The sequence below is a fragment of the Streptomyces sp. NPDC056128 genome (assembly GCF_042263835.1).
Taxonomy (GTDB): Bacteria; Actinomycetota; Actinomycetes; order Streptomycetales; family Streptomycetaceae; genus Streptomyces.
This window is the reverse complement of sequence record NZ_JBHJVQ010000005.1, coordinates 199,440-222,049: the sequence shown is the minus strand read 5'-3', so window position 1 is coordinate 222,049 and position 22,610 is coordinate 199,440. Positions and strand designations below refer to the sequence as shown.

The 22,610-nt window shown below is 72.5% G+C and carries 17 protein-coding genes and 1 pseudogene; 13 read left to right on the top strand and 5 right to left on the bottom strand.

The genetic code is table 11. The features are described 5' to 3' along the window. Positions 1–11 precede the first annotated feature (11 nt). A pseudogene (locus tag ACFC1X_RS14045) lies at positions 12–2,004 on the top strand (acetoacetate--CoA ligase). Positions 2,005–2,045: 41 nt separating this feature from the next. Here ACFC1X_RS14045 and ACFC1X_RS14040 read toward each other — a convergent pair. Both ACFC1X_RS14040 and ACFC1X_RS14035 read right to left on the bottom strand, forming a co-directional pair. Further along, complete coding sequence (locus tag ACFC1X_RS14040; protein ID WP_376352676.1) at positions 2,046–2,864, bottom strand: IclR family transcriptional regulator; 819 nt, start codon at positions 2,862–2,864, stop codon at positions 2,046–2,048. Further along, on the bottom strand, positions 2,827–4,482 hold the full coding sequence (locus ACFC1X_RS14035) for a bifunctional 3-(3-hydroxy-phenyl)propionate/3-hydroxycinnamic acid hydroxylase (RefSeq protein ID WP_376352673.1): 1,656 nt from the start codon (positions 4,480–4,482) through the stop codon (positions 2,827–2,829). The genes ACFC1X_RS14040 and ACFC1X_RS14035 overlap by 38 nt, the downstream gene beginning before the upstream one ends. Positions 4,483–4,587: 105 nt before the next feature. On the opposite strand from ACFC1X_RS14035, the gene ACFC1X_RS14030 reads away from it, so the two are divergent. The 6 genes from ACFC1X_RS14030 (at position 4,588) to ACFC1X_RS14005 (ending at position 11,763) form a co-directional block, all read left to right on the top strand. Beyond that, the gene (locus ACFC1X_RS14030; RefSeq protein WP_376352670.1) at positions 4,588–5,553 is read left to right on the top strand and encodes an amidohydrolase family protein; all 966 of its coding nucleotides are present in this window, start codon (positions 4,588–4,590) and stop codon (positions 5,551–5,553) included. Between the two features lie 56 nt (positions 5,554–5,609). Next, complete coding sequence (locus ACFC1X_RS14025) at positions 5,610–7,067, top strand: aldehyde dehydrogenase family protein (protein WP_376352667.1); 1,458 nt, start codon at positions 5,610–5,612, stop codon at positions 7,065–7,067. Between the two features lie 127 nt (positions 7,068–7,194). Beyond that, on the top strand, positions 7,195–8,103 hold the full coding sequence (locus tag ACFC1X_RS14020; protein WP_376352664.1) for an alpha/beta fold hydrolase: 909 nt from the start codon (positions 7,195–7,197) through the stop codon (positions 8,101–8,103). Further along, positions 8,103–9,764 carry an FAD-dependent monooxygenase gene (locus tag ACFC1X_RS14015; RefSeq protein WP_376352662.1) on the top strand — a complete coding sequence of 554 codons (1,662 nt, stop codon included), beginning with the start codon at positions 8,103–8,105 and terminating at the stop codon, positions 9,762–9,764. The genes ACFC1X_RS14020 and ACFC1X_RS14015 overlap by 1 nt, the downstream gene beginning before the upstream one ends. A 122-nt stretch (positions 9,765–9,886) precedes the next feature. Next, positions 9,887–10,987, top strand: a complete 1,101-nt coding sequence (locus tag ACFC1X_RS14010; protein ID WP_376352659.1) for an amidohydrolase family protein — start codon at positions 9,887–9,889, stop codon at positions 10,985–10,987. A gap of 101 nt (positions 10,988–11,088) precedes the next feature. After that, entirely contained in the window at positions 11,089–11,763 is a 675-nt protein-coding gene (locus ACFC1X_RS14005; protein WP_376352656.1) for a GntR family transcriptional regulator, read from the top strand. 32 nt (positions 11,764–11,795) lie between these two features. Here the strand turns inward: ACFC1X_RS14005 and ACFC1X_RS14000 are convergent, their stop codons facing one another. Next, complete coding sequence (locus tag ACFC1X_RS14000) at positions 11,796–13,097, bottom strand: MFS transporter (protein ID WP_376352654.1); 1,302 nt, start codon at positions 13,095–13,097, stop codon at positions 11,796–11,798. A 445-nt stretch (positions 13,098–13,542) separates the two neighbouring features. On the opposite strand from ACFC1X_RS14000, the gene ACFC1X_RS13995 reads away from it, so the two are divergent. Together ACFC1X_RS13995 and ACFC1X_RS13990 are read left to right on the top strand one after the other, a co-directional pair. Next, on the top strand, positions 13,543–14,733 hold the full coding sequence (locus ACFC1X_RS13995; RefSeq protein ID WP_376352651.1) for an amidohydrolase family protein: 1,191 nt from the start codon (positions 13,543–13,545) through the stop codon (positions 14,731–14,733). A 115-nt stretch (positions 14,734–14,848) separates the two neighbouring features. Next, positions 14,849–15,853: an ABC transporter substrate-binding protein gene (locus ACFC1X_RS13990; protein WP_376352648.1), complete on the top strand. Its 1,005-nt coding sequence runs from the start codon at positions 14,849–14,851 to the stop codon at positions 15,851–15,853. 52 nt (positions 15,854–15,905) lie between these two features. Here ACFC1X_RS13990 and ACFC1X_RS13985 read toward each other — a convergent pair whose 3' ends face one another. Then, positions 15,906–18,233: a pyruvate dehydrogenase gene (locus tag ACFC1X_RS13985; RefSeq protein WP_376352645.1), complete on the bottom strand. Its 2,328-nt coding sequence runs from the start codon at positions 18,231–18,233 to the stop codon at positions 15,906–15,908. Positions 18,234–18,466: 233 nt separating this feature from the next. On the opposite strand from ACFC1X_RS13985, the gene ACFC1X_RS13980 reads away from it, so the two are divergent. From ACFC1X_RS13980 to ACFC1X_RS13965, 4 genes are all read left to right on the top strand, one after another. Further along, positions 18,467–18,988, top strand: coding sequence for an Lrp/AsnC family transcriptional regulator (locus ACFC1X_RS13980; RefSeq protein WP_376352642.1), 522 nt, complete (start codon positions 18,467–18,469; stop codon positions 18,986–18,988). 233 nt (positions 18,989–19,221) lie between these two features. Further along, a complete protein-coding gene (locus ACFC1X_RS13975) occupies positions 19,222–20,070 on the top strand; it encodes a fumarylacetoacetate hydrolase family protein (RefSeq protein WP_376352639.1) in 849 nt (282 codons plus the stop codon). A 158-nt stretch (positions 20,071–20,228) separates the two neighbouring features. Continuing rightward, positions 20,229–20,801 carry a VOC family protein gene (locus ACFC1X_RS13970; protein WP_376352637.1) on the top strand — a complete coding sequence of 191 codons (573 nt, stop codon included), beginning with the start codon at positions 20,229–20,231 and terminating at the stop codon, positions 20,799–20,801. A gap of 63 nt (positions 20,802–20,864) precedes the next feature. Continuing rightward, a complete protein-coding gene (locus ACFC1X_RS13965) occupies positions 20,865–21,341 on the top strand; it encodes a hypothetical protein (protein WP_376352634.1) in 477 nt (158 codons plus the stop codon). Here the strand turns inward: ACFC1X_RS13965 and ACFC1X_RS13960 are convergent. Continuing rightward, complete coding sequence (locus tag ACFC1X_RS13960) at positions 21,310–22,416, bottom strand: PP2C family protein-serine/threonine phosphatase (RefSeq protein ID WP_376352631.1); 1,107 nt, start codon at positions 22,414–22,416, stop codon at positions 21,310–21,312. The two genes, ACFC1X_RS13965 and ACFC1X_RS13960, sit on opposite strands and share 32 nt — an antisense overlap. Positions 22,417–22,610: the final 194 nt, after the last annotated feature.

Sequence of the window (22,610 nt, the reverse complement as noted above, 5' to 3'; positions counted from 1 at the left end):
GGGAGGCCGCCGTGTCCCGGCAGTCGTCCGGGGCCGTCCAGCCGATCTGGCGGCCCGACCCGTCCCGGGTGGCGGACTCACGCATCGCGCGCTTCACCGACTTCGTCACCCGGCGCACCGGCGTCGTCCTCGCCGACTATCCGTCCCTGTGGGCGTGGTCGGTGCGGGACCTGGCGGGATTCTGGGCGGCCGTCGTGGAGTTCTTCGACCTCGACATCGGCGACCGGTGGGAGTGTGTCCTCGACGACGCCCCGATGCCGGCCACCCGCTGGTTCCCCGGTGCCCGGGTGAACTACGCCGAGCACGCCCTGCGCACCGGTGACCCCACGGCCACCGCCGTGATCTCGGTCGGAGAGGACGGCACCACGACGTACACGACCTGGTCCGAACTACGCCGTCAGGTCGCCGCGTTGGCGGCCTGGCTGCGCGGGCAGGGGGTCAGGGCGGGTGACCGGGTGGTCGGGTACCTGCCCAACACCCCGCACGCCGTGGTCGCGTTCCTGGCGTCGGCCGCCGTTGGCGCCGTGTGGTCGGCCTGCGGTCAGGACTACGGTGCCGAGGGCGCCGCGCACCGTTTCGCCCAACGGGCGGCGGCACGACCGCCGCGCGGAGAGCGACGCGCTGCGCGCCGCGCTGCCCTCCGTCCGTGTCGCCGTGCGGGTCCCGAACCTCGGGCTGCCCGCCTCCTCGGACACGGTGCGGGAGGACCCGGTGCGTGAGGACACGGTTCGGAAGGCCACGGTTCAGGAGGCCACGGTCGCCTGGGAGGACACGCTCGCCGAGCCCGGGGAGCAGCGCTTCGAGCAGGTGCCCTTCGACGCACCGCTGTGGGTGCTGTTCTCGTCCGGGACCACGGGCACTCCCAAGGGCATCGTCCACGGACACGGCGGCGTCCTGCTCGACCATCACAGGCTCCTCGGCCTGCATCTCGACCTCGGCGTCGAGGACCGCCTGCTCTGGTACACCACCACCAACTGGATGATGTGGAACATGGTCGTCTCCGGCCTGCTGGTCGGAGCCACGGTCGTGCTCTACGACGGCAGTCCGGCCCACCCCGGCCCCGGCCGGCTGTGGGAGCTGGCCGCCGAGCACCGCACCTCCGTCCTCGGCGTGAGCCCCGGCTATCTGCGGGGTTCCGCCAAGGCCGGCCTCTCCCCAGGACGCGACCTGGACCTCTCCGCGCTGCGCGTCCTCGGCGCCACCGGAGCTCCGCTGCCCGCCCAGTCGTACTACTGGGTCCGCGACCACGTCGGGCCGCGCGTGCAGGTCGCCTCCACCAGTGGCGGCACGGACATCGTCAGCGGCTTCGCCGGCAGCGCGCCCACCACACCGGTGTGGCCCGGGGAGATCTCCGCGCCCCTCCTCGGCGTCGCCCTGGAGGCCTTCGACGCGGACGGCCGTCCCGTCACCGACGCGGTCGGCGAGCTGGTGGTCACCCGGCCCATGCCCTCCATGCCGCTCCGCTTCTGGAACGACGCCGACGGCTCCCGCTACCGGCAGGCGTACTTCACCGCCTATCCCGGCGTGTGGCGCCACGGCGACTGGATGACCCGCACCGCGCACGGGAGTGTGATCGTCTCCGGCCGCTCCGACTCCACGCTCAACCGGCACGGGGTGCGGCTCGGCAGTGCCGACATCTACGCCGTCGTGGACGAACTGCCGGGTGTCCGCGAAAGCCTCGTCATCGGCGCCGAACTGGCCGACGGCGACTACTGGATGCCCCTGTTCGTCGTCCTGGAGCCCGGTCACGCACTCGACGACGGCCTGCGCGACACCATCACGGCGGCCGTCCGCACCCATGCCTCACCACGGCACGTCCCCGACGAGATCATCGAGGTGCCCGCCCTGCCGCACACCCGCACCGGCAAGAAACTCGAAGTACCGGTCAAGCGACTGCTGCAGGGCGACCGCCTAGACCGGGTCGCCGCCCGCGAGGCCGTCGACGACGTCTCGGCCCTCGAGTACTTCACCCGCTTCGCACGAGGAGCGACGCGACCGCGGTGATCCGCTCCGTGGGCGGGGTGGCACCGGCCGTGTGGGGCGCCCTACGGCCGGTGCTGGTCCACGGAGTGGCCGAGCACCTCGGACATCGCGCGGGTCGCGTCCAGCAGCTCCGCCGAGAAGCGGGCAAGGTCCTGCTCCGTGACGCCCCGCGCGGGCATCACCAGGGTGACGACGAGCGGGAAGGACTCGCCCGCGGTGAACACGGGGGCCGCCACCGAGGTGACGCCGGGGATGACTCCGCCGACGGTGGTGGCGACGCCCTCGCGCAGCACTCCGGCCCTGATCCGGTCGACGCGTTCCCGGGTGGCGGCGTCGAGCGCGTCCAGTTCCAACTGCCCGCACAGCACCGGCTCGGTGAGCCGTTCGGGCAGGTGCGCGAGGAACGCGCCGCCCATCGCCGAGGTCAGCAGGGGCATGGTGGCACCGACCCGCACGGTGATGGGCAGCGCGTGGGCGCCGTACTCCCAGCGCACGACGACGGGGCCGTGGTCGCCCCACACCGACAGGTTGACCGCGTGCGAGGTGGTGTCCCGCAGCCCCGGCAGGTGCTCGCTGACCAGTGCCACCTCGTCCATCCTGCGCAGCGACTCGACGCCGAGCCGCCGCATCGCGGGCCCCATGTCGTACCGCCCGGAGCTGGGCGACTGGGCGACGAGACCGACTCGGGCGAGGCTGACGAGATAGCGGTGGACCTTGCTCGGCTGCATGTCGCTGGCCGCGGCGATCTGCGTCAGGCTCATCGGCCCCCGCCCTTCCTCAAGGGCCTGCAGGACCGTCATCGCCAGTTCGACGGACTGGATGCCCTGCCGTGCCGGTGCCGTCTCACTGGCCTCGGGGTCGGAGGGACGCTGTGTTCTCACGGGGGCGATCATAGTGACCGGCCGGGTACTGCCCGCCGTGGGTCGCGTTCAGCAGTTCGGTGGCGAGGCCGGCCACCGCGTCCGGACCGTCCGCCGTGCCGAACACGTAGAAGTCGGGGCGGACCACGACGGCCGAGCAGCCCAGTTCGGTGAACCAGTCGCGGTAGGTACCGTCCACGTCGTGGACGACGGCCGCCCGTGGGTGTGCGGCGCTCCGCCCACCGGGGACGACGACGCGGACGCCCGCCCGGGCCAGGTCGTCGAGCAGGTGATCGCGCTCCAGGGTGTCCAGCAGCCCCTCCTCCATGAGCAGGTGGAAGCCGCCGCCCACGATCTGGTCCAGGCGGTCGCGGCGGGTGCCGTCGTCCACCACGCCCTGGACCGACAGCTGCCCCCGTCCGGCGGACGCGACCCGTGCGAGCAGGCCGTCGCCGAGGCTCGGGAAGCGCATGGCATCGGGCGCGCCCGACATCGCGCGGCGGGCGAGCAGGGTCCGGTCGCGCTCCGCCGCCCGGACCGGGTCCCGCAGGGTCTGGAGGTGGCCCAGCTCGATGCCCTTCTCGGTCACCGCGCGCACATGCGGCTCGCGCTCCGTCTGATAGGTGTCGAGGAGGTCGTCCGGCGCGGTGCCGCGCAGGACGAGGTCCAGCTTGAACGCGAGGTTCTGCGCGTCGCGGAAGCCCGAGCACATCCCCTGGCCGAGAAACGGCGGCATCTGGTGCGCCGCGTCGCCCGCGAGCAGCACACGGCCGCGGCGCCAGCGGTCCGCGACGAGGGACCGGAAGGTGTACGTGGCGACCCGGATGAGGTCGGCGTCGTCGGGGGTGAGGTAGGAGGCGACCCGTTTCCAGACGCGCCGCGGATCGCGCTCGGTGTCGAAGTCGTCGGCCGAGTCGAGCATGAAGCTGAACCGGTGGTGCGCGGGACCAAGCGAGATGACCGAGGTCGGGCCCAGCGGGTCGCCCAGTTGCAACGCGAGCGGGACCGGCGTCGGGCGGCGGAAGCGGAAGTCGCACACCATCCACGGCTCGGAGAAGCCGTAGTCGTGCAGTCCCACGCCGAGCGCGGACCGCACGAAGCTGTTGCCTCCGTCGCAGCCCAGGACGTAGCGCGCGCCGACGGTCGACCGCCCCTCGGGTCCGTCGACGGTGAGGGTCACGTGCTCCGGGGTCTGCTCCAGGGCGACGACGGCGCTGGAGTGGCGCACTTCCACCCGGGGCGTCGACCGGCACGCGGTGTCCAGCGCCTCTTCGAGGTCCGGCTGGTACATCATGTGCCATTCCGCCCAGCCGCTGCGTCCCGTCGCGGCGAAGTGCTGCTCCATCAGCAGGTCTCCGCGGCCGTTGCGCCACTCGTAGGTGGGCTGCACCCGCACCTTGGGCAGCAGCGCCTCCGCCACGCCAAGGCGGGCGAGCGTGCGCATGGTCTCGTCGTCGAAGCTGGCGGCGCGCGGCAGGTTGTACAGGCCCGGGTACCGCTCGAGTACCAGGACCCGGTGGCCCGCCTGCGCCAGCAGGCCGGCCGCCACCATGCCCACCGGTCCGTAACCCACCACGGCCACGTCCACCCCGGTCACGTTCGGGACCGGGCCGACCACGGCGTCATCCGTACCCGTCATGGGGCACCTCCACTTCCTGGGACCTGCCAAAGGCTTGACACCGACGGAACGTACGTTTCACCATCGATGAAGTCAATGCATATAAGTGAAACGCGGAGGGTCGCGATGCGCACCATCGGCCTTGAGGAACACTTCGTCACGCCCGAGCTGGCGGAATACGGCGCCTCGTCGGCCTCGATCATCCAGCCGGCGAAGTGGCGGGAGGCGTCCCGGCGACTGCTCGACGTCACCGGAGAGCGGCTGGCCGAGATGGACGCGGCGGGGCTGGACATGCAGGTGCTGTCCCTCAACTCCCCCGGCATCCAGGCCGAGACGGACACCGCGACCGCGGTCGCCCGGGCGGCGGCGGTCAACGACCTGCTCGCCGGCGTGGTGGCGGACCACCCCGACCGCTTCGCCGGATTCGCCGCCCTGCCGTTGCAGGACCCGCGGGCAGCGGGCAAGGAGCTGGAGCGCGCGGTGTCCGAACTGGGCCTGCGTGGAGCCCTGGTGAACGCGCACACCCAGGGCCGCTACCTCGACGACCCCCTGCTGCGTGTGGTGTGGGAGCGCGCCGAGGGACTGGACGTACCGCTCTACCTGCACCCGGCCAACGGCGTCGGAACCCCTCATGTCATCGAGGGGCACCCCGAACTCGTCGGACCGATGTGGAGCTGGGGATCGGAGACCGCGACCCACTTCCTGCGTCTCGTGTTCGGCGGTGTCTTCGACGACTTCCCGGCGGCCAAGGTGCTCCTCGGGCACATGGGCGAGGGCCTGCCCTATGTGCTGTGGCGGCTGGACTCCCGCTGGGCCTACCACAACCACCACGGGGTCGAACTCGCCCGGGGCAACCCGTCGGAGTACGTCCGCCGCAACCTGTACATCACGACCAGCGGTGTCTGCTCGGCCCCTCCGCTGCTGTGCGCGCTGTCGGCTCTCGGCTCGGACCACGTCCTCTTCGGCACCGACCATCCCTTCGAGGACATGGCGACCGCCACCGCGTTCCTGGAGACGGCTCCGGTCGGCGAGGCCGACCGGGCGAAGATCGCCCACCTCAACGCGGAACGGCTGCTCGGCCTCCCGAAGTAGGCAGTCCCCCCGCTTCCCCTTCCCTTCAAGTCCCTCTCGAGCAAGGAGTCGCCGACATGACCCGAGGGAACACCGCACGACACTGGATCGACGGCGAGTGGGTCGGCTCCGCCCGGACCTCCGAGAGCGTCGACCCGGCCACGGGCGACGTGATCGGTACATACGCGGAGGCCGACACCGAGCTGGGCCACAGGGCCGTCGACGCGGCCGCCCGCGCCTTCACCGAGGGCACCTGGCGCCTGGACCCGATGGTGCGGGCCACCGCCCTGAGCCATCTCGCCGACGCGTACGACGCGCGCATGGACGAGGTGGTCGCCACCCTGTGCCTGGAGAACGGCAAGCTCCGGCGCGAAGCGGGCTTCGAGGCGCACTTCATCCCGCGCGCGCTGCGTTTCGCGGCGGGGCTGGCCGTGCGGCCGCACGGCAGGGTCACCGACACCCACCCGGGCCGTCAGGCCATGTCGATCCGGCAGCCCGTCGGTGTCGCCGGGATCGTGGTGCCGTGGAACTCTCCCGCCTACCTCTGCGTCCGCGCGCTCGCCCCGGCGCTCGCGGCGGGCTGCACGGCGGTGGTGAAGATGCCGGGGCAGGCGGCCCGGACCGCGGCCCTCATGAGCGAGATCCTGGCCTCCGTCCCCGAGTTGCCGAGGGGCGCGGTGAACGTAGTCGTCGAGTCCGGCTCCGACGTCGCGCGCCTGCTGGTCGAGTCCCCCCGGGTGCCCGTGATCAGCTTCACCGGCAGTACCGCCACCGGGCGCCTGGTCGCCCAGGCGGCGGCCCACTTCAAGCGGGTGGGGCTGGAGCTGGGCGGCAAGACCCCTCACCTGGTCTTCGCCGACGCCGACCTGGAGGCCGCGCTGGCCACCGCCGTCCAGTCGTGCACCGTCTTCGCGGGGCAGTTCTGCATGACGGGCAGCAGGGTCCTCGTCCAGCGGGAGATCGCCGACGCGTTCACGGCCGCACTGGGCGAGCGTCTGGAGGCTGTGCGCCCCGGTCCGGCCGCCGACCCGGCCAGCCAGATCGGCCCCCTGATCGACAAGGTGTCGGTCGCTCGCGTGGACGCCGCCGTGGAGGCGGCGATCGCGGCCGGCGCCAAGCCGATCGTCCGCGGCGGGCCGAGCACGCGCCCCGAACTGGCGGGCGGCGCCTTCTACCACCCCACGCTTCTCTCGGTCCCCGACTCCACGCTCCCGATCGTCCGGGAGGAGACCTTCGGCCCGGTGCAGACGGTGCAGGTCTTCGACACCGAGGAGGAGGCCGTCGCCCTCGCCAACGACACCGAGTACGGCCTGAGCGCGTGCGTCTGGACCCGGGACGCGGACCGGCCGGTGCGGGTGGCGCGGCAGCTCGACGCGGGGCTCGTCTCCGTCAACAGCTGGGCCAACCTCACCGTCGAGTTCGAGGAGGGCGGCTTCAAGTCCAGCGGTGTGGGCCGGCTGGGGGGTCCGGCCTCCGTGGAGGACTTCCTGGAGTACAAGCAGATCACCCAGGACTACGCGCCGCTGGGCGGCTGACGGCCGACACGCGCCTGCGGCAAGGCACCGCACACCGCACCCCTTGCTGTTATTACATATAGCACCTACGCTCACAGAATCCCCCTGCGCGCGCACGCTGGAAGACACCCCTGGCAGGAGGCCACAGATGGCCAAGCAGCGCGACCTTCCGACCTTCGAGGTCGACGGACACAAGATCACGGCGCTCACCGCCGGACCCGCCGAACCGACGGGCAAACCCCTGATCGCCGCCCTCCACGGCGGCACGTACACGGCGCGGTACTTCGATGTCGCGGGCGGCCCCGACGGGTCGTTCCTCGATGTCGCGGCCGCGCACGGCCATCCGGTGGTGGCCTTCGACCGCCCCGGCTACGGCGGCAGCACACCCCTCGAACCGGAGGCCAACACGTTCGCCCGACACGCGGAACTGCTCAGCGGTGCCCTGGCGCAGGCGGTCACGCGTCTCGCGGCCGACAGCGTGTTCCTCGTCGGCCATTCGATCGGCGGCATGATCGCCCTGACCATGGCCGCCACCGCTCCCGGCCTCCCGCTGATCGGCGTCTCGGCGACCGGGATGGGGGCCGTCATCCCGAGCGGCGGAGCGGCCGAGGCCCTCGGCTCGCTGCCCCCGGACGAGACCGTGGACCTGCCGTACGAGGAGCGGGACAAGGTGATGTTCGGGCCGGCGCACACCTACGGAGCCGAGGGGGTGAGGCAGGCGCACGACTCCTACGCACCCGTTCCCGTAAGGGAGTTGGTCCAGGCACCCGTGTGGCCGAAGCAGCAGCTGCCCACCCTCGCCCCCCGGGTCCGCGTCCCGGTGCACAACGCGCTCGCCGAGTTCGACGCCCTGTGGAGCAGCGGCCCGCACAACGTCGCCCGGTTCGCCGCGATGTTCACCGCGGCCCCCTTCGTCGACGCGAGCGTCGCACGCGGCACGGGCCACTGCATCGACCACCACACCCTCGGCCACGCACTGCACCTGCGGCAGCTCGCGTTCGCCGAGGAGTGCGCGCACTGGGCCGCGACGCGGCGGAGAGCCGAGACCGAGAACTGATGCCCTCCGTCGACAACGAGCAACTCCCGCTCCACGTGCAGGTCCTGGTCGCCGGCGGCGGGCCGGTCGGTCTGGCGGCCGCCGTCGAGCTGGGCAGGCGCGGTGTCCGCTGCCTGGTCGTCGAGCCGCGTCCCACCGTCTCCAGGGCTCGCCCCCGCTGCAAGACGCTCAACGTGCGCACCATGGAGCATCTCCGCCGCTGGGGCCTGGCCGACCGGCTCCGGGCGCGCGCCCCACTGCCCACGTCCTGGTCTCAGGACGTGGTGTTCTGCACCTCCCTGACCGGCAGGGAACTGTCCCGCTTCAGCGGTGTCCTGGGGCTCGCGCCGGAGGGCGACCGCTTCCCGGAGACCGGCCAGCAGGCACCGCAGTACGTCCTGGAGGAGGTTCTCCGCGAGGCGGTCGGGGAGCTGGACACGTGCCGGCTCGTCCTCGGTTCCAAGGTCGTCGGCGTGAGCCAGGACGACGACCTGGTGTCCGTGGTCGTGGACGACGGCCGTGGGGACCGGAGCGTCGTCACCGCCGAGTACGTCATCGGCTGCGACGGCCCGCGCAGCGTCGTGCGGGAGCAGATCGGCTCGCGCTACCTGGGCGGAGAGGCGCCGCGTCCGAACTTCGGCATGGTCTTCGAGAGCCCCGGCCTCTGGGAACACGTGCGGCACGGCCCCGCCGTCCAGTACTGGGTCGTCAACCCGGCCGCCCCGGCGCTGGTCGGGCCGCTGGACCGGACGCACACCTGGTGGGCGATCGCCTTCGGCGTCGACCGGGCGACCGGCGAACGCGAGGCGCGGCACATCGTCGACGCCGTGGCGGGCAGGCCGGTGCGGGCCGAGGTGCTGTCCACCGATCCGTGGACGGCACGTATGCAGATCGTCGACCGCATGCGGCACGGCAGGGTCTTCCTCGCCGGGGACGCCGCGCACCTCAACCCGCCGTTCGGCGGCCACGGACTCAACACCGGCATCGGGGACGCGGTCGACCTGGGCTGGAAACTCGCGGCCGTGCTCGGCGGCTGGGGCGGGGCGGCCGCCCTCGACAGCTACGAGAGCGAGCGGCGGCCCGTCCAGGAACGGGTCATTCGCGAGGCGACCGCCAACATGCGGGTGCTCTCCACCGAGTTGCTCGCCGACAACCTCGACGTGGACGACGAGGCCGGTGCCGAGGCGCGCCGGGCCGCGGGGGCGCGGATCCAGGAGACCAAGAAGGCGGAGTTCCACTCCCTCGACCTGGTCCTCGGACTGCGCATCACCGCCTCACCGATCGTCCCTCCGGGCCGAGAGGGACGAGAGGGCCGAGAGGCACACGGAGGACGCCAGGGCGCCGCTCGGACGGGCGCCAGGCTGCCCCATGTCTTCCTGGAGGACGGCCGTTCCCTGTACGACCTGCTCGGTGACCAGTTGACGCTGCTCGCCCTCGGACGCGGTACGTCGGCGGCGGCCGTCGAGGATGCCGCGCGCCTGCGGGCCGTGCCGCTCACCGTCGTACGCCTTCCGGAGGCGGTGTCCGCCCCATACGCCGAACTGCTGGGCGCCCGCCTCGTCCTGGTCCGCCCGGACCAGGTGATCGGCTGGCTGGGAGACGAGGCCCCCGAGGACGCCCTCGCCCTCATCGACACGCTGACCGGCCGCGCACCCCGGGACCGAGACACGTCATCCCGTTGACCGGCGCGCGACGCCGGTCCCCCAGTCCCCGCCCCGGCCGCACCCTGTCCGAGGTACCTGCCTCGCGGCCGGGGCGGTCCGCCTGCCCGACAACACCACTCCCGAAAGGAAACACGGCACACATGAGCGCTCACCGATGGACGAGACGACAGGTCCTCAACACGGCCGCGGGTACGGGGGCCGCGCTCACCGGCGCCTCCACGCTGATGTCCTCCGGCGTCGCCCGGGCGCATGGCGGAAGGCCCGGTCCGAGCGGCCGCCTGAAGATCATCGCCATTGAGGAGGCCGTCCTGCTGCCGGGTCTCATCACGCGGGGCACGGCACTGAACGGCGCGATCCCCTTCAAGCCCGAGGTCACCGCGGAGTGGATGAAGCGGCTCCCGGACATCACCGAGTACCGGCTCGCCGACATGGACGAGCACGGCGTCACCATGCAGGTGCTGTCCCTCACCCCGCCCGGGGTGCAGATGCAGCCCGACGCGGCCATCGCCGTACGGGACGCGCAGGTCGCCAATGACGCGCTGGCCGGCATCATCGCCGCGCACCCCACCCGCTTCGGCGGCCTCGCGGCACTGCCGCTCCAGGACCCCGGTGCGGCCGTGCGGGAGGCCCGGCGCGCCATACGCGACCTCGGGATGGCCGGGTTCCTGGTCAACGGCCACACCAACGGCCACTACCTGGACGAGCCGCAGTTCCGGCAGGTGTGGGCCGCGCTGGAGGAACTGGGCGCCGCCCTCTACCTCCACCCCACACCGGCCCCGGCCGGCGACTGGGGCCTCACCAAGGACCGGCCCGAACTCGTCGGCCCCCTCTACAGCTGGGCGGCCGAGACCGGCGGACACGCCCTGCGGGTCATCCTCGGCGGCGTCTTCGACGACTTCCCCGGCGCCAGGCTCATCGTGGGCCACATGGGCGAGTTCCTGCCCTTCCAGATGTCCCGCCTCGATGTGCAGATCCAGAACATCAACACGCGCGTGGCACTGAAGAAGAAGCCCTCCGAGTACCTCGTCGACAACATCGCCATCACCACCTCGGGGGTGATGGACGACACCATGCTCCGGGCCGCGATCGAGGCGGTGGGCATCGACAACGTCCTCTTCGCCGTCGACTACCCCTTCGAGAAGACCGCGCAGGCCGTCGGATTCCTGCGCGACGCGAACCTGTCGAACGGTCACCGCAGGAAGATCGCCCACCGCAACGCCGAACGCATCCTCAAGCTCTAGGGGCTGCCTGACCCTGCCATCCTTGTCATGCACGCAGCTCCTCGGTCAGGCATCGCTATAGTTGATATCGACCAGCGGCCGGCCGAAGCGAGGGATACACCGTGGCGACACCCCGAGGGGCTGTCCAGCCCATCACGTCACGGTCCGTGGTGGACCAGGCCACCGAGGAGCTGCGGCGCGCGATCCTCGCCGGCGGCCTGGCCCCCGGCGCGGAGTACTCGCTGCGCGAGCTGGCGGGCATGCTCGACATCAGCTTCATCCCGATCCGCGAGGCGCTGCGCAGTCTGGAGAGCGAGGGCCTGGTCATCATGCGGCCCGGCCGCAGCGCCGTCATCGCCCCGCTCGACCTCGACGACCTGACCGGCATCTACCGTCTCCGGCGTGCCCTGGAGCCGGAGATCGCCCGGCGTTCGTGCGCCCTGCTGACGGACGAACAGCTGGACCTGCTGGAGAGCCGGGCCGCCGACTTCGGCGATCGGGAGCACGGCATGGCCGACATCTACGACGACCATCACGCCTTCCACCTCGCCCTCCTGGCACCGGCCGCGACGGCCTGGGACATCCGCGTCCTCACCACCCTGTGGCGGGCCGCGGAACGCTACATCCGCATCGGATTCGGCCGGCTCGACCCGGATCCCGGCGAGCACGAGCGACGGGGCAAGGCCCACATGGACCTCGTCACGGCCTTCCGCACCCGCGACCCCGACAAGGTCGCGGGCGCCGTCGAGCAGCACCTCGCCCGCAACGAGAAGATCGCCTTCTCCGCCCTCTCCTGAAGTGGCGGCCCCGTTCGGCGAGGGCTCCCCGCTCACCGCGTCAGCGGCGCCTCGGAGGCCGCCTCGGCCCGCGCGCTCCCTGACGGGCGCCCGGTCGGCCTCAACAGCCCGATCAGGGCCGCGCCGAGGAGTGCCGGGACGACGAAGGCGTAGAAGCCGGCCTTGGGCGAGCTGATCAGCACGGTGACGGCGGCCAGGTAGCTCGGGCCGACGATGGCGCCGACGCGCCCCACCCCCAAGCTGAAGCCCAGCGCGGTGCCGCGCAGTCGCGCCGGGTGGGCGTGCGCGACGTAGATGTTGACGAGCGCCTGGGTCCCCAGGGCGCCGAATCCGGCCACGGCGGACGCGACGAGGAGCAGCGGACGGGGCTGAGGCGTACTCAGGGTGATCATGGCGACGGCGGCGAGCAGGAAGCTGACGATCGTGGAGACCTTCAGGAGCCCGCGGTCGGCGACCAGGGCGGCACCGATGGTGCCCACGACGGCGCCGGCGTTGAAGGCGATGGAGAACTCGAGCGAGGAACCGAGGTCGTAGCCGGAGTCGACCATCAGCGTGGGCAGCCAGGTGCTGGCACCGTAGACGATGACGAGGCCGGTGAAGGTGGCCGCCCAGAAGAGCAGGGTCGCGCGGCGGTTTCGCGGGGCGAGCAGTTCGCGCAGCCGGTTGGCCGACCGCTCCCGCCCGGCCCCTGCCGGGTCGGCGGCTGCGCCCGGGGACGCCTGGGCGGCCGGTGCGGGGTGATCCCGCACCACGGCGGGAACCAGGCGCCACACCACAGGGATCAGCACCAGGGGGATGACGCCGAAGAGGAAGAGCGTACGGAAGTCCCATTCCGGCAGCAGGGTCCGGCCGACGACGCCGGTGAGGATTCCTCCGAGGGCCAGTCCGGTCGTGGCGGTGCCCACCTGGAGGGCGTGGCGGGCGGGCGTGGCCGCTTCGCTGACGTACGCGGTGACGAGCGGGATCAGGGCGCCGATGCCCATGCCGGTGAGGAACCGGGTCGCCGCGAACAGGGTGAGGTCGCCCGCCACCGCGCTCAGCAGCATGCTCAGCGACAGCCAGGCCAGGCTGATGGTCATGGGGAGCCGGCGGCCGTAGAGGTCACCGGCCCAGCCGGCGGCGATGGAGCCCAGGGGCATGCCGAGCGCGGTGAGGCTGCCCAGCAGCCCCAGCGTCGACTTGGAGACGTCCCAGTCGGGATGGGCGAGCAGGGAGGGGCCGACCGCACCGAGGATGAAGAGGTCGTACCCCTCGATGCACAGGATGACGAGCCCGAGGGCCACCGCGGGGCCGGGGCGGGTCCCGGTTCTGGATACGCCAGGGGTGGGGTTCATGTCCGTACTCCTCATGAGGGACTGCGCGGGCGGGAAGGCCACGGCGGCGCCGGGAGAAAGAAGGCGTGGGCAGGCGAGGGCAGGGGGATCCGACCGATCGCGGGGTGCCCGCCGTGGGCATGGGGTGCCGGGGTGGGGATGACCGCCTGAGGGGGTGCGCCCGGTAAGGCCGCAGTGCGGCACACGGGGCGGCGGCGCGTTGCCGGGACGCGTCGCTGGGCGTCACGGACGTGCCTGGTGAACTGGCAGTGATGCTGGGGCCCGTCGCGGCGGCGTGTCAATGCCTGTGCCTGCCGAATTCGGCCCGGGCGCTGCCGCGGCCCTTGATGGGGCGGGATGCGATACCGATGGGTTGCTGTTATCACATATAGCGGCTACGGTCTGTGGTCCCGCCCGAGGCACGAACGTCGCACTTTCCGCACCCGTCCGGCAGAAGGGCACAACGATGTGCGTCAACCACTCGAACCGGCGTGACTTCTTCAAGACGGCCGCGGTGGCCGGGATCGCCGTCGCGGGCGTTCCGGCGCTGGCCGCGCCGGCCACCGCCCGGTCGCCCGAGCCCACCGGCGGCTTCGGCCGCAAGGTCGCACTGACCAACGTCCGGGTCTTCGACGGCGACGAACTGACCGCACCGCGCACCGTGGTCATCGACAACGGGCGGATCGGTGTCGTCGCCCTCGGCGCGCGCACGATCGACTGCGAGGGCGCGACCCTGCTCCCCGGCCTGATCGACGCGCACCTCCACCTCCAGGACGTCAACACCCTTCAGCAGCTGGCCGGCTGGGGTGTGACGACCGGTCTGGACATGGCCTGCTTCCCGCCCTCCGTCGTCGAATCGCTGCGCGGGCGGCCCGGCCTGACCGACATCCGCAGTGCGGGCGCTCCCGCCGTGGCGCCCGGCAGCCCGCAGAGCCGGCTGCCGGACTTCCCCGCGGACGCGGTCCTGACCTCTCCGGAGCAGGCTCCTCGGTTCGTGCGGGACCGGATCGGGGAGGGTTCGGACTACATCAAGATCATCATTGATGAACCGGGACTGGCCCCGGAGACCGTCAGGGCCGTGACGGCGGCGGCGCACTCCTCCGGCAAGCTGGTCATGGCCCACGCGACCACCGCGGTCACGGTGGCGCGGGCGCTCGACGCGGGCGTGGACATGATCCACCACGTACCGCTCGACAGCCCCCTGTCCGCCGAGCTGGCGGCCCGGTACGCCGCCACCGGCACCGTCGCCGTACCGACCCTGACCATGATGGAAGGCTTCGCCGGCCTCGGCGTACCCGGCTGGGACTACGCGGCCGCCGAAGGCAGCGTCGCCGCGCTGCGCCGGGCCGGTGCGCGGATCCTGGCGGGCACGGACGCCAACCAGGCTCCCGGCATCCCGGTGCACCCGCCGTTCGGCACCAGCCTGCACCACGAACTGGAGCTGCTGGTCCGGGCGGGGCTCACGAACCGAGCGGCACTGCGGGCCGCGACTTCGGGGCCCGCCCAGGCTTTCGGGCTGCGGGACCGCGGCGCCGTCCGACCCGGACACCGGGCCGACCTCGTGCTGATCGACGGCGACCCGCTCGCCGACATCACCGTGACCCGCGCCGTCCGCCGCGTCTGGGTCGGCGGCGTCGAGTACTCCCCCGCCACCTGACCGGCGCGACGGCCGGCCAGTCGTCCCCGAGCGCCTGCGGGCGCTCTCCCCTTCATCGATTCACCGACAAACAGACTCACCGACTCACCGACTCACCGACCGAGGAAACGGCGCCATGACTTCCCCAGCGACGACCGACTCCGTACTCCGGCCGCGAGGGCTCACCGCCCTGCTCGCGGCCCTCGGGCTGACGATGACCGCGGCGGTCGGCTGTTCGGCGGCCGCCGAGGAGGAGGTGGCCGACGACAGCACCGTACGGGTGGCGGTGGTCGACGCGGCGGCGCCGAGCCTGCCGCTGCTCGCCGAACGGAACGGCGACTTCACGGATCAGGGTCTCGACGTGACGATCTCCTCGCATCCGAGCACGCGCATCACGTCCTTCGCCTCCTCCCTCGGCTGGGAGTACGACATCGCCTGGGGCACACCCGCCGATGTCATCGCCGCGGCCGCGCAGGGTCACGACATCACGGTGATCGCCGGTGCCTACGTCGACAGCGGCCGGCGCCCGCAGGCCCAGATGTACGCCGCCGAGGCCGGCCCGGTCGGCTCGCCGACCGACCTGCGCGACCGGCGGATGGCGGTGCCGTCCCTGTCGGGCACGCTGTTCCTGGCGGTGCTGACGTCCCTGAACAGGGCGGGCGTGGACGTCGACGACGTCCGTCTCGTCGAGGTGCCCTTCTCCGGCATGCTCCGCGAACTCGACGCCGGGCGGGTCGACGCCGTCGCGACCGTCCAGCCGTACATGGGCGTGGTCGAGGCCGCAGGGCACCGTCCGCTCGGCGACCCCTTCCTGTCGATCGACTCCCCGGCCGTCGTCGGCATGTGGATCGCGGACCGCGCCTGGGCGGAGAGCAACCCCACCACCGTCTCCGCCTTCGTCGCCGGTCTGGACTCCGCCGACCGGTGGGCCTCGTCCCACCAGCCGGAGACGCGCGCCTTCCTGGCGTCCGCGCTGGAGATTCCGCCCGCAACGGCGGCGACGGTTCCGCTGCCCGACTGGCACACCTCGATCTCACCCGACGCGCTGCGGCCCTGGATAGCGGCGGTCGCCTCGTCGGGGCAGGTCCACGGCACCCTGCCGGAGGCCGGCGATCTCGTGCCGGCGCCCGGGAAGAACTGATCACGTGTCGTACGGGGCGGACGGCGAACCGGCGTCGGCCCCGTACGCCGGTTCACTGCGTGAGGTCGAGTGCGGCCGCGACGATGCCGTCGGTGTCGATTCCGTGGTGGCGGTACACCTCGTCCAAGGAGCCCGACTGGCCGAAGCGGGTGACGCCCAGCCTGCGGCTCGGCACGCGCTGGACGGTGGCCAGGAAGGCCAGGGTGTGCGGATGGCCGTCCAGGACGGTGACCAGCGGGGTGGCGCGCTCCGCGGGGAAGACCTGGTCCAGGATCCAGTCGGCCGCGTCACCGTGCCCGGCCCGGGCGTCGAGGGCCCGGTAGAGGAGTCCCGGGCTGGTCACGCACACCACGTCGGCCGTGATGCCGAGGTGCTGGAGGCGGTCCGCCGCGGCCAGGGCCTCGGTCACCACGGCCCCCATGGCGGCGATGGTGACCTGGACACCGGCCCGTCGGCGCAGCGGGTAGGCGCCGGCCACGACCTGACGGCGGCGGCGTTCCCGGGCCGCCGGGTCGGCGGGGACCTGGGCGAGGGACTGGTCGACGGGGCGGGTGGACAGCCTCAGGTAGGCGGAGCCGCCGTCGGGCCTGCCGAGGCGGGACAGGGCGGCCAGCAGCGTCCACTCGGTGTCCAGCGCGAAGGCGGGCTCCCAGGTCGTGCAGCCCGGCTGCTCGATGCCGAGGGAGGGCGTGGTGATGGACTGGTGGGCGCCGCCCTCGGGGGCGAGGGTGACGCCGGACGGGGTCCCGACCAGGATCGACTGGCCGCCTGCGTAGATGCCGAAGGACCAGGGTTCGAGGGCGCGTTGGACGAACGGGTCGTACAGCACCCCGATGGGCAGCAGGGGCTCGCCCCAGCGGCTCCAGGTCGCGCCGAGTTCTCCGAGGAGGCCGACCAGGTTGGTCTCGGCGATGCCCAGTTCGATGTGCTGGCCGGTCGGCCGTTCCCGCCAGTGCAGGATGGTCTCCGCGTCGTCGGCGAACCAGTCGACGCGCTCGGTGGGCGACCAGACCCCGACCTTGTTGACCCAGCCGCCCAGGTTGGTGGACGAGCTGACGTCCGGGCTGACCGTGACCACCCGTCGCGCCGCCTCGGGTGCGCTGCGGGTCAGGTCGAGCAGCACCCGGCCCAGCGCGGCCTGGGTCGTCGCCACACCCGTCGGAGTCCGGCCGATGTCCGTGGGGATCTCCGCGGGCCGCGCCGCGGGAACGGCGTCCCGGCGCAGCCGCGCGGCCGTCTCCTCGCACAGGCGTGCCGCCGCCGAGTCCGGGGCGAAGCCCGCCCAGGGCTGGTCGGGATCAGCGCCCACCTCGTCCGCCAGCTGCCGGATCTGCTCCTCCGTCAGCAGGGACGAGTGGTTCTGCGGGTGCCCCTGGGTGGGCAGACCGTGGCCTTTGACGGTGTACGCGAAAATGACGGTGGGCCGGTGGTCGTCCACCTCGGACAGCGCGGTGTCGAGGGCGGACAGGTCGTGGCCGCCCAGGTTCCGGACCGCCTCCATCAGGGTCGCGTCGTCCGTCTGGGCGAGCAGCCCGGCGATGACCTGGGCGTCGGGACCGGTGCCGGGCAGCCGTTCGCGCAGTTCCCCGGCCGAGCAGCGCAGCAGGCGCTGGTACTCGGGGTTGGGCATGTCGTCCAGGCGGGTCCGCAGGGCGTTCCCGCCGGGGCGTGCGAACAACTGCTCCAGGAGGGTGCCGTACTTGAGGGTGAGCACCTGCCATCCGGCCGCGGCGAACATGCCGTGCAGCCGGCCCGCGGCGATGTTCGGCACGACGCGGTCCAGGGACTGGCGGTTGAGGTCGACGATCCAGACCAGTTCGCCGAGTTCGGCGACCTGGGGGTCCAGGACCGCCTCCCACACCGCTCCCTCGTCCAGCTCCGCGTCCCCCACCAGCGCGTACTGCCGGCCGGCGAAGCCTCCGTCGGCGCGCTCGCGTGCGTAGCGGCGGGCCAGGGCGCCCCAGATCGTCGCCGTGGCCCCGATGCCCACCGACCCGGTGGAGTAGTCGACCGGGTCGGGGTCCTTGGACCGGCTGGGGTAGCTCTGCAGCCCGCCGAAGGCGCGCAGTGTCGGCAGGTGGGACGCGTCCAGTTCGCCGAGCAGGTGGTTGACGGCGTGCAGGACGGGCGAGGCGTGCGGTTTGACGGAGACCCGGTCCTCGGGGCGCAGATGCCGGAACCACAAGGTCGTCATGATCGACACCATCGAGGCGCACGAGGCCTGGTGACCGCCGACCTTGAGCCCCGACGGATTGGGGCGCACCCGGTTGGCGTGGTGCACGATCGCGCTGGACAGCCACAGCACACGGTCCTCGATGTCGTGCAACGCGTCGAGGTCGGCGGCCGTGGTCCGCCGGGGGGCGGCTGGTGCGGTGGTCATGGCGGAACGGTCTCCTCGCGCTCGGCACACCCGGCGCGCTGACGTGCGGCGGGCTGTGACTTGGGACGTACCACGGCGGCGTGAAGAGCGCACCGGGTGGTGCCCCGGCGCACGTGGGGCCGGCTCAGGACCGGATCACGGTCGGCGGCGTGCTGCCAGGGGCGGGATCGCTGCGCACGAGCAGACCACCCGGTCCGGACGCCGCACAAGAACGAGCGGAGAAATTACGCAGAATGCCCAGTCAGCCGAGCCCCCAGCCCAGGAAGGTGCGCACCGTGCCCAGCTCCGACCGGATCGACCCCACCGACGCGCGTCTGCTCCTGGCGCTCGCCGCTCACCCCCGGGCCACCACGGTGGCGCTAGCCGAGGCGAGCGGGCTGAGCCGCAACACCGTCCAGGCACGTCTGGCCGGACTGGACCGCGGCGGCGCCGTCGAGTCCTTCGAGCGGCGCATCGACCCCGCGGCGCTCGGATATCCGCTCACCGCGTTCGTGACCACGCAGGTCTCCCAGCGCAGGCTGGACGAGGTCGCGCAGGCGCTCGCGGCGATTCCGGAGGTCCTCCAGGTGGACGGGCTGACCGGCGACACCGACCTGCTGGTGCACGTGGTCGCCACCGACGCCGAGGACCTGTATCGCGTGGCCGGCCACATCCTCGGCGTCCCCGGCGTGGAGCGCACCAGCACGGCACTCGTCATGCGCCGGCTGGTGCCCCATCGGCTCGCCCCGCTGCTGCGCCGGGCCGCAACGCGCTGACCTGCGATTTTCACCCGATCCGGCGCGCCTGGCGAAGTGCGACGGTGCGAGCCCCACCGATCACCCGACGGGAGATCGACGACCCTCCCCTTGCTGTTATCACATATAGCGACTTACTCTGAGCGTGGCGCCTGCCCGGCGGTCGCGCCGTCCGACGCCGGAGCCCGGGTACGGCCGAGCGTCACCCCCAGCCGGGGGAGCATCCACCCAGTCGAGGAACACAGGAGCAGCCCGTGCGTATCGCCAACCTCTCCGGTCGCCTGGTCCTCGTCGTCGACGGTCTCGCCGTCGACGTCGAGAAGGCGAGCGACGGACGCTTCACCGCGGACCCGCAGGCCGTCTACGAGCGGTGGGAGGAGTTCCGCCGATGGGCGGCGGGGACCCGGCTGCCCGAAGGGGAGCCCTTCGATCCCGACCGTCTGGAGGCCCCGGTGCCGGCCCCGCGGCAGATCGTCGCCGCCGGCCTGAACTACCGCGACCACGCGGCCGAGTCCGGGTTCGCCCTGCCCGACACCATGCCGCCGGTCTTCACCAAGTTCGTCACCAGCATCAGCGGCCCCCGCACCGAGGTCGCGCTGCCGCCCGGCGGCCACACCGACTGGGAGATCGAACTCGTCGCCGTCATCGGCACCCGCGCCCACCACGTCTCCCCGGAGTCCGCCTGGGACCACGTCGCCGGGCTGACCGTGGGCCAGGACCTCTCCGAGCGCATCACCCAACTCGAAGGCCCCGCACCGCAGTTCAGCCTGGGCAAGTCCTTCCCGGGCTTCGCGCCCATCGGACCCTGGCTGGTCACCCCCGACGCGTTCGACGACCGCGACGACCTGGAACTGCGCTGCACCGTGAACGGCGAGGAGGTCCAGAAGGGCCGCACGAGCGACCTGATCTTCTCCGTACCCGAGCTGGTCGCCCGCCTCTCCTCGGTGATCCCCCTGCTGCCCGGCGACATCGTCTTCACCGGAACCCCGGCCGGCGTCGGCCTGGGCCGAGACCCTCAGCGTTGGCTCGCCCCCGGTGACGAGCTGGTCAGCACCATCGAGGGCATCGGCGAACTGCGCCAGCGCTTCGTCGCGCGGCCCTGACCTCCCCGGCGACCGCGCCGCCCCGAGACCGCACGCGCACACCAGCAAGGCCCGGCAGATACTGAGAGTGCGGACACGTCACCGGATCCGGCCCGTAGGCAGGCCGGTGGAGGCCCACCACGGTGGGCGCGCCCGCAGGTTCGATCGAGGAGGATCGGATGACCGCCACACCGAAGTTCGCCCACGTCGTGTTCCAGACCAGCAATCCCACCGCCATGCGGGACTGGTACTGCGCCGTCCTCGACGGGCACGTGGTCTTCCAGAACGACAGCCTGTGCTTCATCACCTACGACGAGGAACACCACCGCGTCGCCCTGCTCACCCCGCCGGTTCCCCTGGAGCGCAAGACGCCCACGACGGCCGCGGCCCACCACGTCGCCTACACCTTCGACCACCTCGACGACCTGCTCGCCCGCTACGAACTGCTGCGCGGCAAGGGCGTGCTGCCCGCGGTGTGCATCGCCCACGGCGTCACGACCTCCATGTACTACCAGGACCCCGACGGCAGTTTCGTGGAGATGCAGATCGACAACTTCGCCGACCCGGACGAGGCCACCGGCTACATGAGGGGACCGGAGTACAGCGCGGACGCCGTCGGACCCGCCTTCGACCCGGAGGCCATGCTCGCCGCCCGCCGCTCCGGAGCGGCCGTCGAGGACCTGATCCACCGGTCCTGGGCCCTGAAGAGCCCCCTGCCCGACCCGATGCTGGTCCTCACCGGGGCCGTCTGAGGACCGTCCCGTCGGCGGGCCGCCACCCGGCGGCCCGCCCGTCTCCACCGTCGAGGGGAACCCTTGAGCACATCCAGCCTCCACGCCGACTGTGTCATGTGCGGCCTGGAACAGAGCGACGGCACCGGCGTCGTCTTCCGTGACCCCCTCTGGTCGGGGGACGTGGTGCCCGGCTACGACGTGCCCGGCTGGTTCGTCCTGCGGGTCCGTCGGCACGCCGAGCGCATCACCGGGCTCGACGAGGCCGAACTGGGGTCGTTCGCCCGCCGTGCCCGGGACTTGGTCGCCGCCGTGACCGAGGTGACCGGTGCGCCCGCGACGTATCTGCTGGTCTTCGGCGAGAACCATCCGCACTTCCACGCGCTCGTCACGGCGCGGGGCGCAGACGTGCCCGCGGACCGGCGCGGCGGGGACATACTCCGGCTCCGGACCGAGCACGCCGACCCGGAGGCCGCCGCCCACCTGGTACCGGCGGTGCGCCGCGCCTACGAGCGCCTGGCCCGGCCGGTCACGCCCCGGACGGGGCGGGGCGCCCTATGACGATCATGGCGGCGTCGTCGTCCAGGTGTCCGTCGACGTGGTGCAGCAGGTCGCGCCGGAAGCGGCCGAGGAAGGCGTCGGGATCGTTCTCGGTCCAGCCGCTGATGCGCTCGGCCAGCGGATAGAAGGTGCCGGTGGAGTCGCGTGCCTCGGTGACGCCGTCCGTGTACAGCAGCAGCAGGTCTCCCGGCTCGAACGGGAAGCTTTCGACGTGGTAGCGAGGATGCACCAGGTGGCCCAGGCCCAGCGGAGGCGCGGGGTGCAGGACGCTCATCGTCACCGGCCGCCCGTCGCGGACGACGACCGGCGGAGGATGGCCGCAGGAGACCATCCGGACCCGCCCGTCCCGATCGGGGATGTCCACCACGGTGGCGGTGATGAACGCCTCTCCGTGGCGGCCCGGCTCCGCGAGGTCCCGGCACACGCTCCGGTCGAGGTGGCTCACCAACTCCCCCAGGCCCGCCCGGCGGCCGGCCATGACGCGGAACGCCCCCAGCAGCAGGGCGGCGTCGTTGACGGCGGTCAGTCCCTTGCCCCGTACGTCTCCGACGATCAGCCGGGTACCCGAGGTGGTGCGGACCGCCGCGTACAGATCCCCGCCGATCTGGGCCTCGGCCTCCGCGGCGAGGTAGAGCGAGGCGGTGCGCAAGGGGCCGAGCTGCCTGGGCAGCGGCGGCAGGACGACGCGCTGGGCGGCCTCGGACACGTACCGGACCTGTCTCAGCTCCTTCGCCCGGCGTTCCCGCACGACACAGAAGACGACGAGGCTGGTGCCGACCAGGATCAGGGCGAGGATCTGTGCCTCGTGGTTGGCCGAGAGCAACTCGTCGGGGTCGCGCAGCACCCCGATGGCCGTCTGCGCGATCACCGCGAGCCCGGCCACCAGGCCCACCGTCCGGGGCCCGCCGAACAACGGCGTGATCGCCGGGGCCGCGACGAGCAAGGGCCCCAGATGGATGTGGGGCGGCGCGAGCACGTCGATCACGGACACCGCGACGATCCACGCGATCGGGACGGCGACCAGCGTCCGCCCCGCTCGCACCGGCCGGCGAGGCTCTCCGAGGCGCTGCGACATGACTCCTCTCTACACCGTCCCCGGTCCTCCCGCACCGGCAGAGAGGGCCGGGGCGACCACCCGTACGGGCGCACTTCGGCGCGGGTACGGCAAGCCTCTCCCCGCCGTGTCAACCGGATTGGATGATCGATGCCGCCCGTCCGTCGCCGCGTGCGGCACGCGCCCGCCCGATCACATCGCCGCTGGAGGATGCT

Excerpts from the sequence above, each read along its gene's own strand:
- ACFC1X_RS14035 (WP_376352673.1), bottom strand. The coding sequence starts at position 4,482 with ATGACGGGTACGGATGACGCCGTGGTCGGCCCGGTCCCGAACGTGACC.
- ACFC1X_RS14030 (WP_376352670.1), top strand. The coding sequence starts at position 4,588 with ATGCGCACCATCGGCCTTGAGGAACACTTCGTCACGCCCGAGCTGGCG.
- ACFC1X_RS14000 (WP_376352654.1), bottom strand. The coding sequence starts at position 13,097 with ATGAACCCCACCCCTGGCGTATCCAGAACCGGGACCCGCCCCGGCCCC.
- ACFC1X_RS13960 (WP_376352631.1), bottom strand. The coding sequence starts at position 22,416 with ATGTCGCAGCGCCTCGGAGAGCCTCGCCGGCCGGTGCGAGCGGGGCGG.
- ACFC1X_RS13995 (WP_376352651.1), top strand. The coding sequence starts at position 13,543 with ATGTGCGTCAACCACTCGAACCGGCGTGACTTCTTCAAGACGGCCGCG.
- ACFC1X_RS14015 (WP_376352662.1), top strand. The coding sequence starts at position 8,103 with ATGCCCTCCGTCGACAACGAGCAACTCCCGCTCCACGTGCAGGTCCTG.
- ACFC1X_RS13985 (WP_376352645.1), bottom strand. The coding sequence starts at position 18,233 with ATGACCACCGCACCAGCCGCCCCCCGGCGGACCACGGCCGCCGACCTC.
- ACFC1X_RS14010 (WP_376352659.1), top strand. The coding sequence starts at position 9,887 with ATGAGCGCTCACCGATGGACGAGACGACAGGTCCTCAACACGGCCGCG.
- ACFC1X_RS13990 (WP_376352648.1), top strand. The coding sequence starts at position 14,849 with ATGACTTCCCCAGCGACGACCGACTCCGTACTCCGGCCGCGAGGGCTC.
- ACFC1X_RS13970 (WP_376352637.1), top strand. The coding sequence starts at position 20,229 with ATGACCGCCACACCGAAGTTCGCCCACGTCGTGTTCCAGACCAGCAAT.
- ACFC1X_RS14020 (WP_376352664.1), top strand. The coding sequence starts at position 7,195 with ATGGCCAAGCAGCGCGACCTTCCGACCTTCGAGGTCGACGGACACAAG.
- ACFC1X_RS14025 (WP_376352667.1), top strand. The coding sequence starts at position 5,610 with ATGACCCGAGGGAACACCGCACGACACTGGATCGACGGCGAGTGGGTC.
- ACFC1X_RS13980 (WP_376352642.1), top strand. The coding sequence starts at position 18,467 with ATGCCCAGTCAGCCGAGCCCCCAGCCCAGGAAGGTGCGCACCGTGCCC.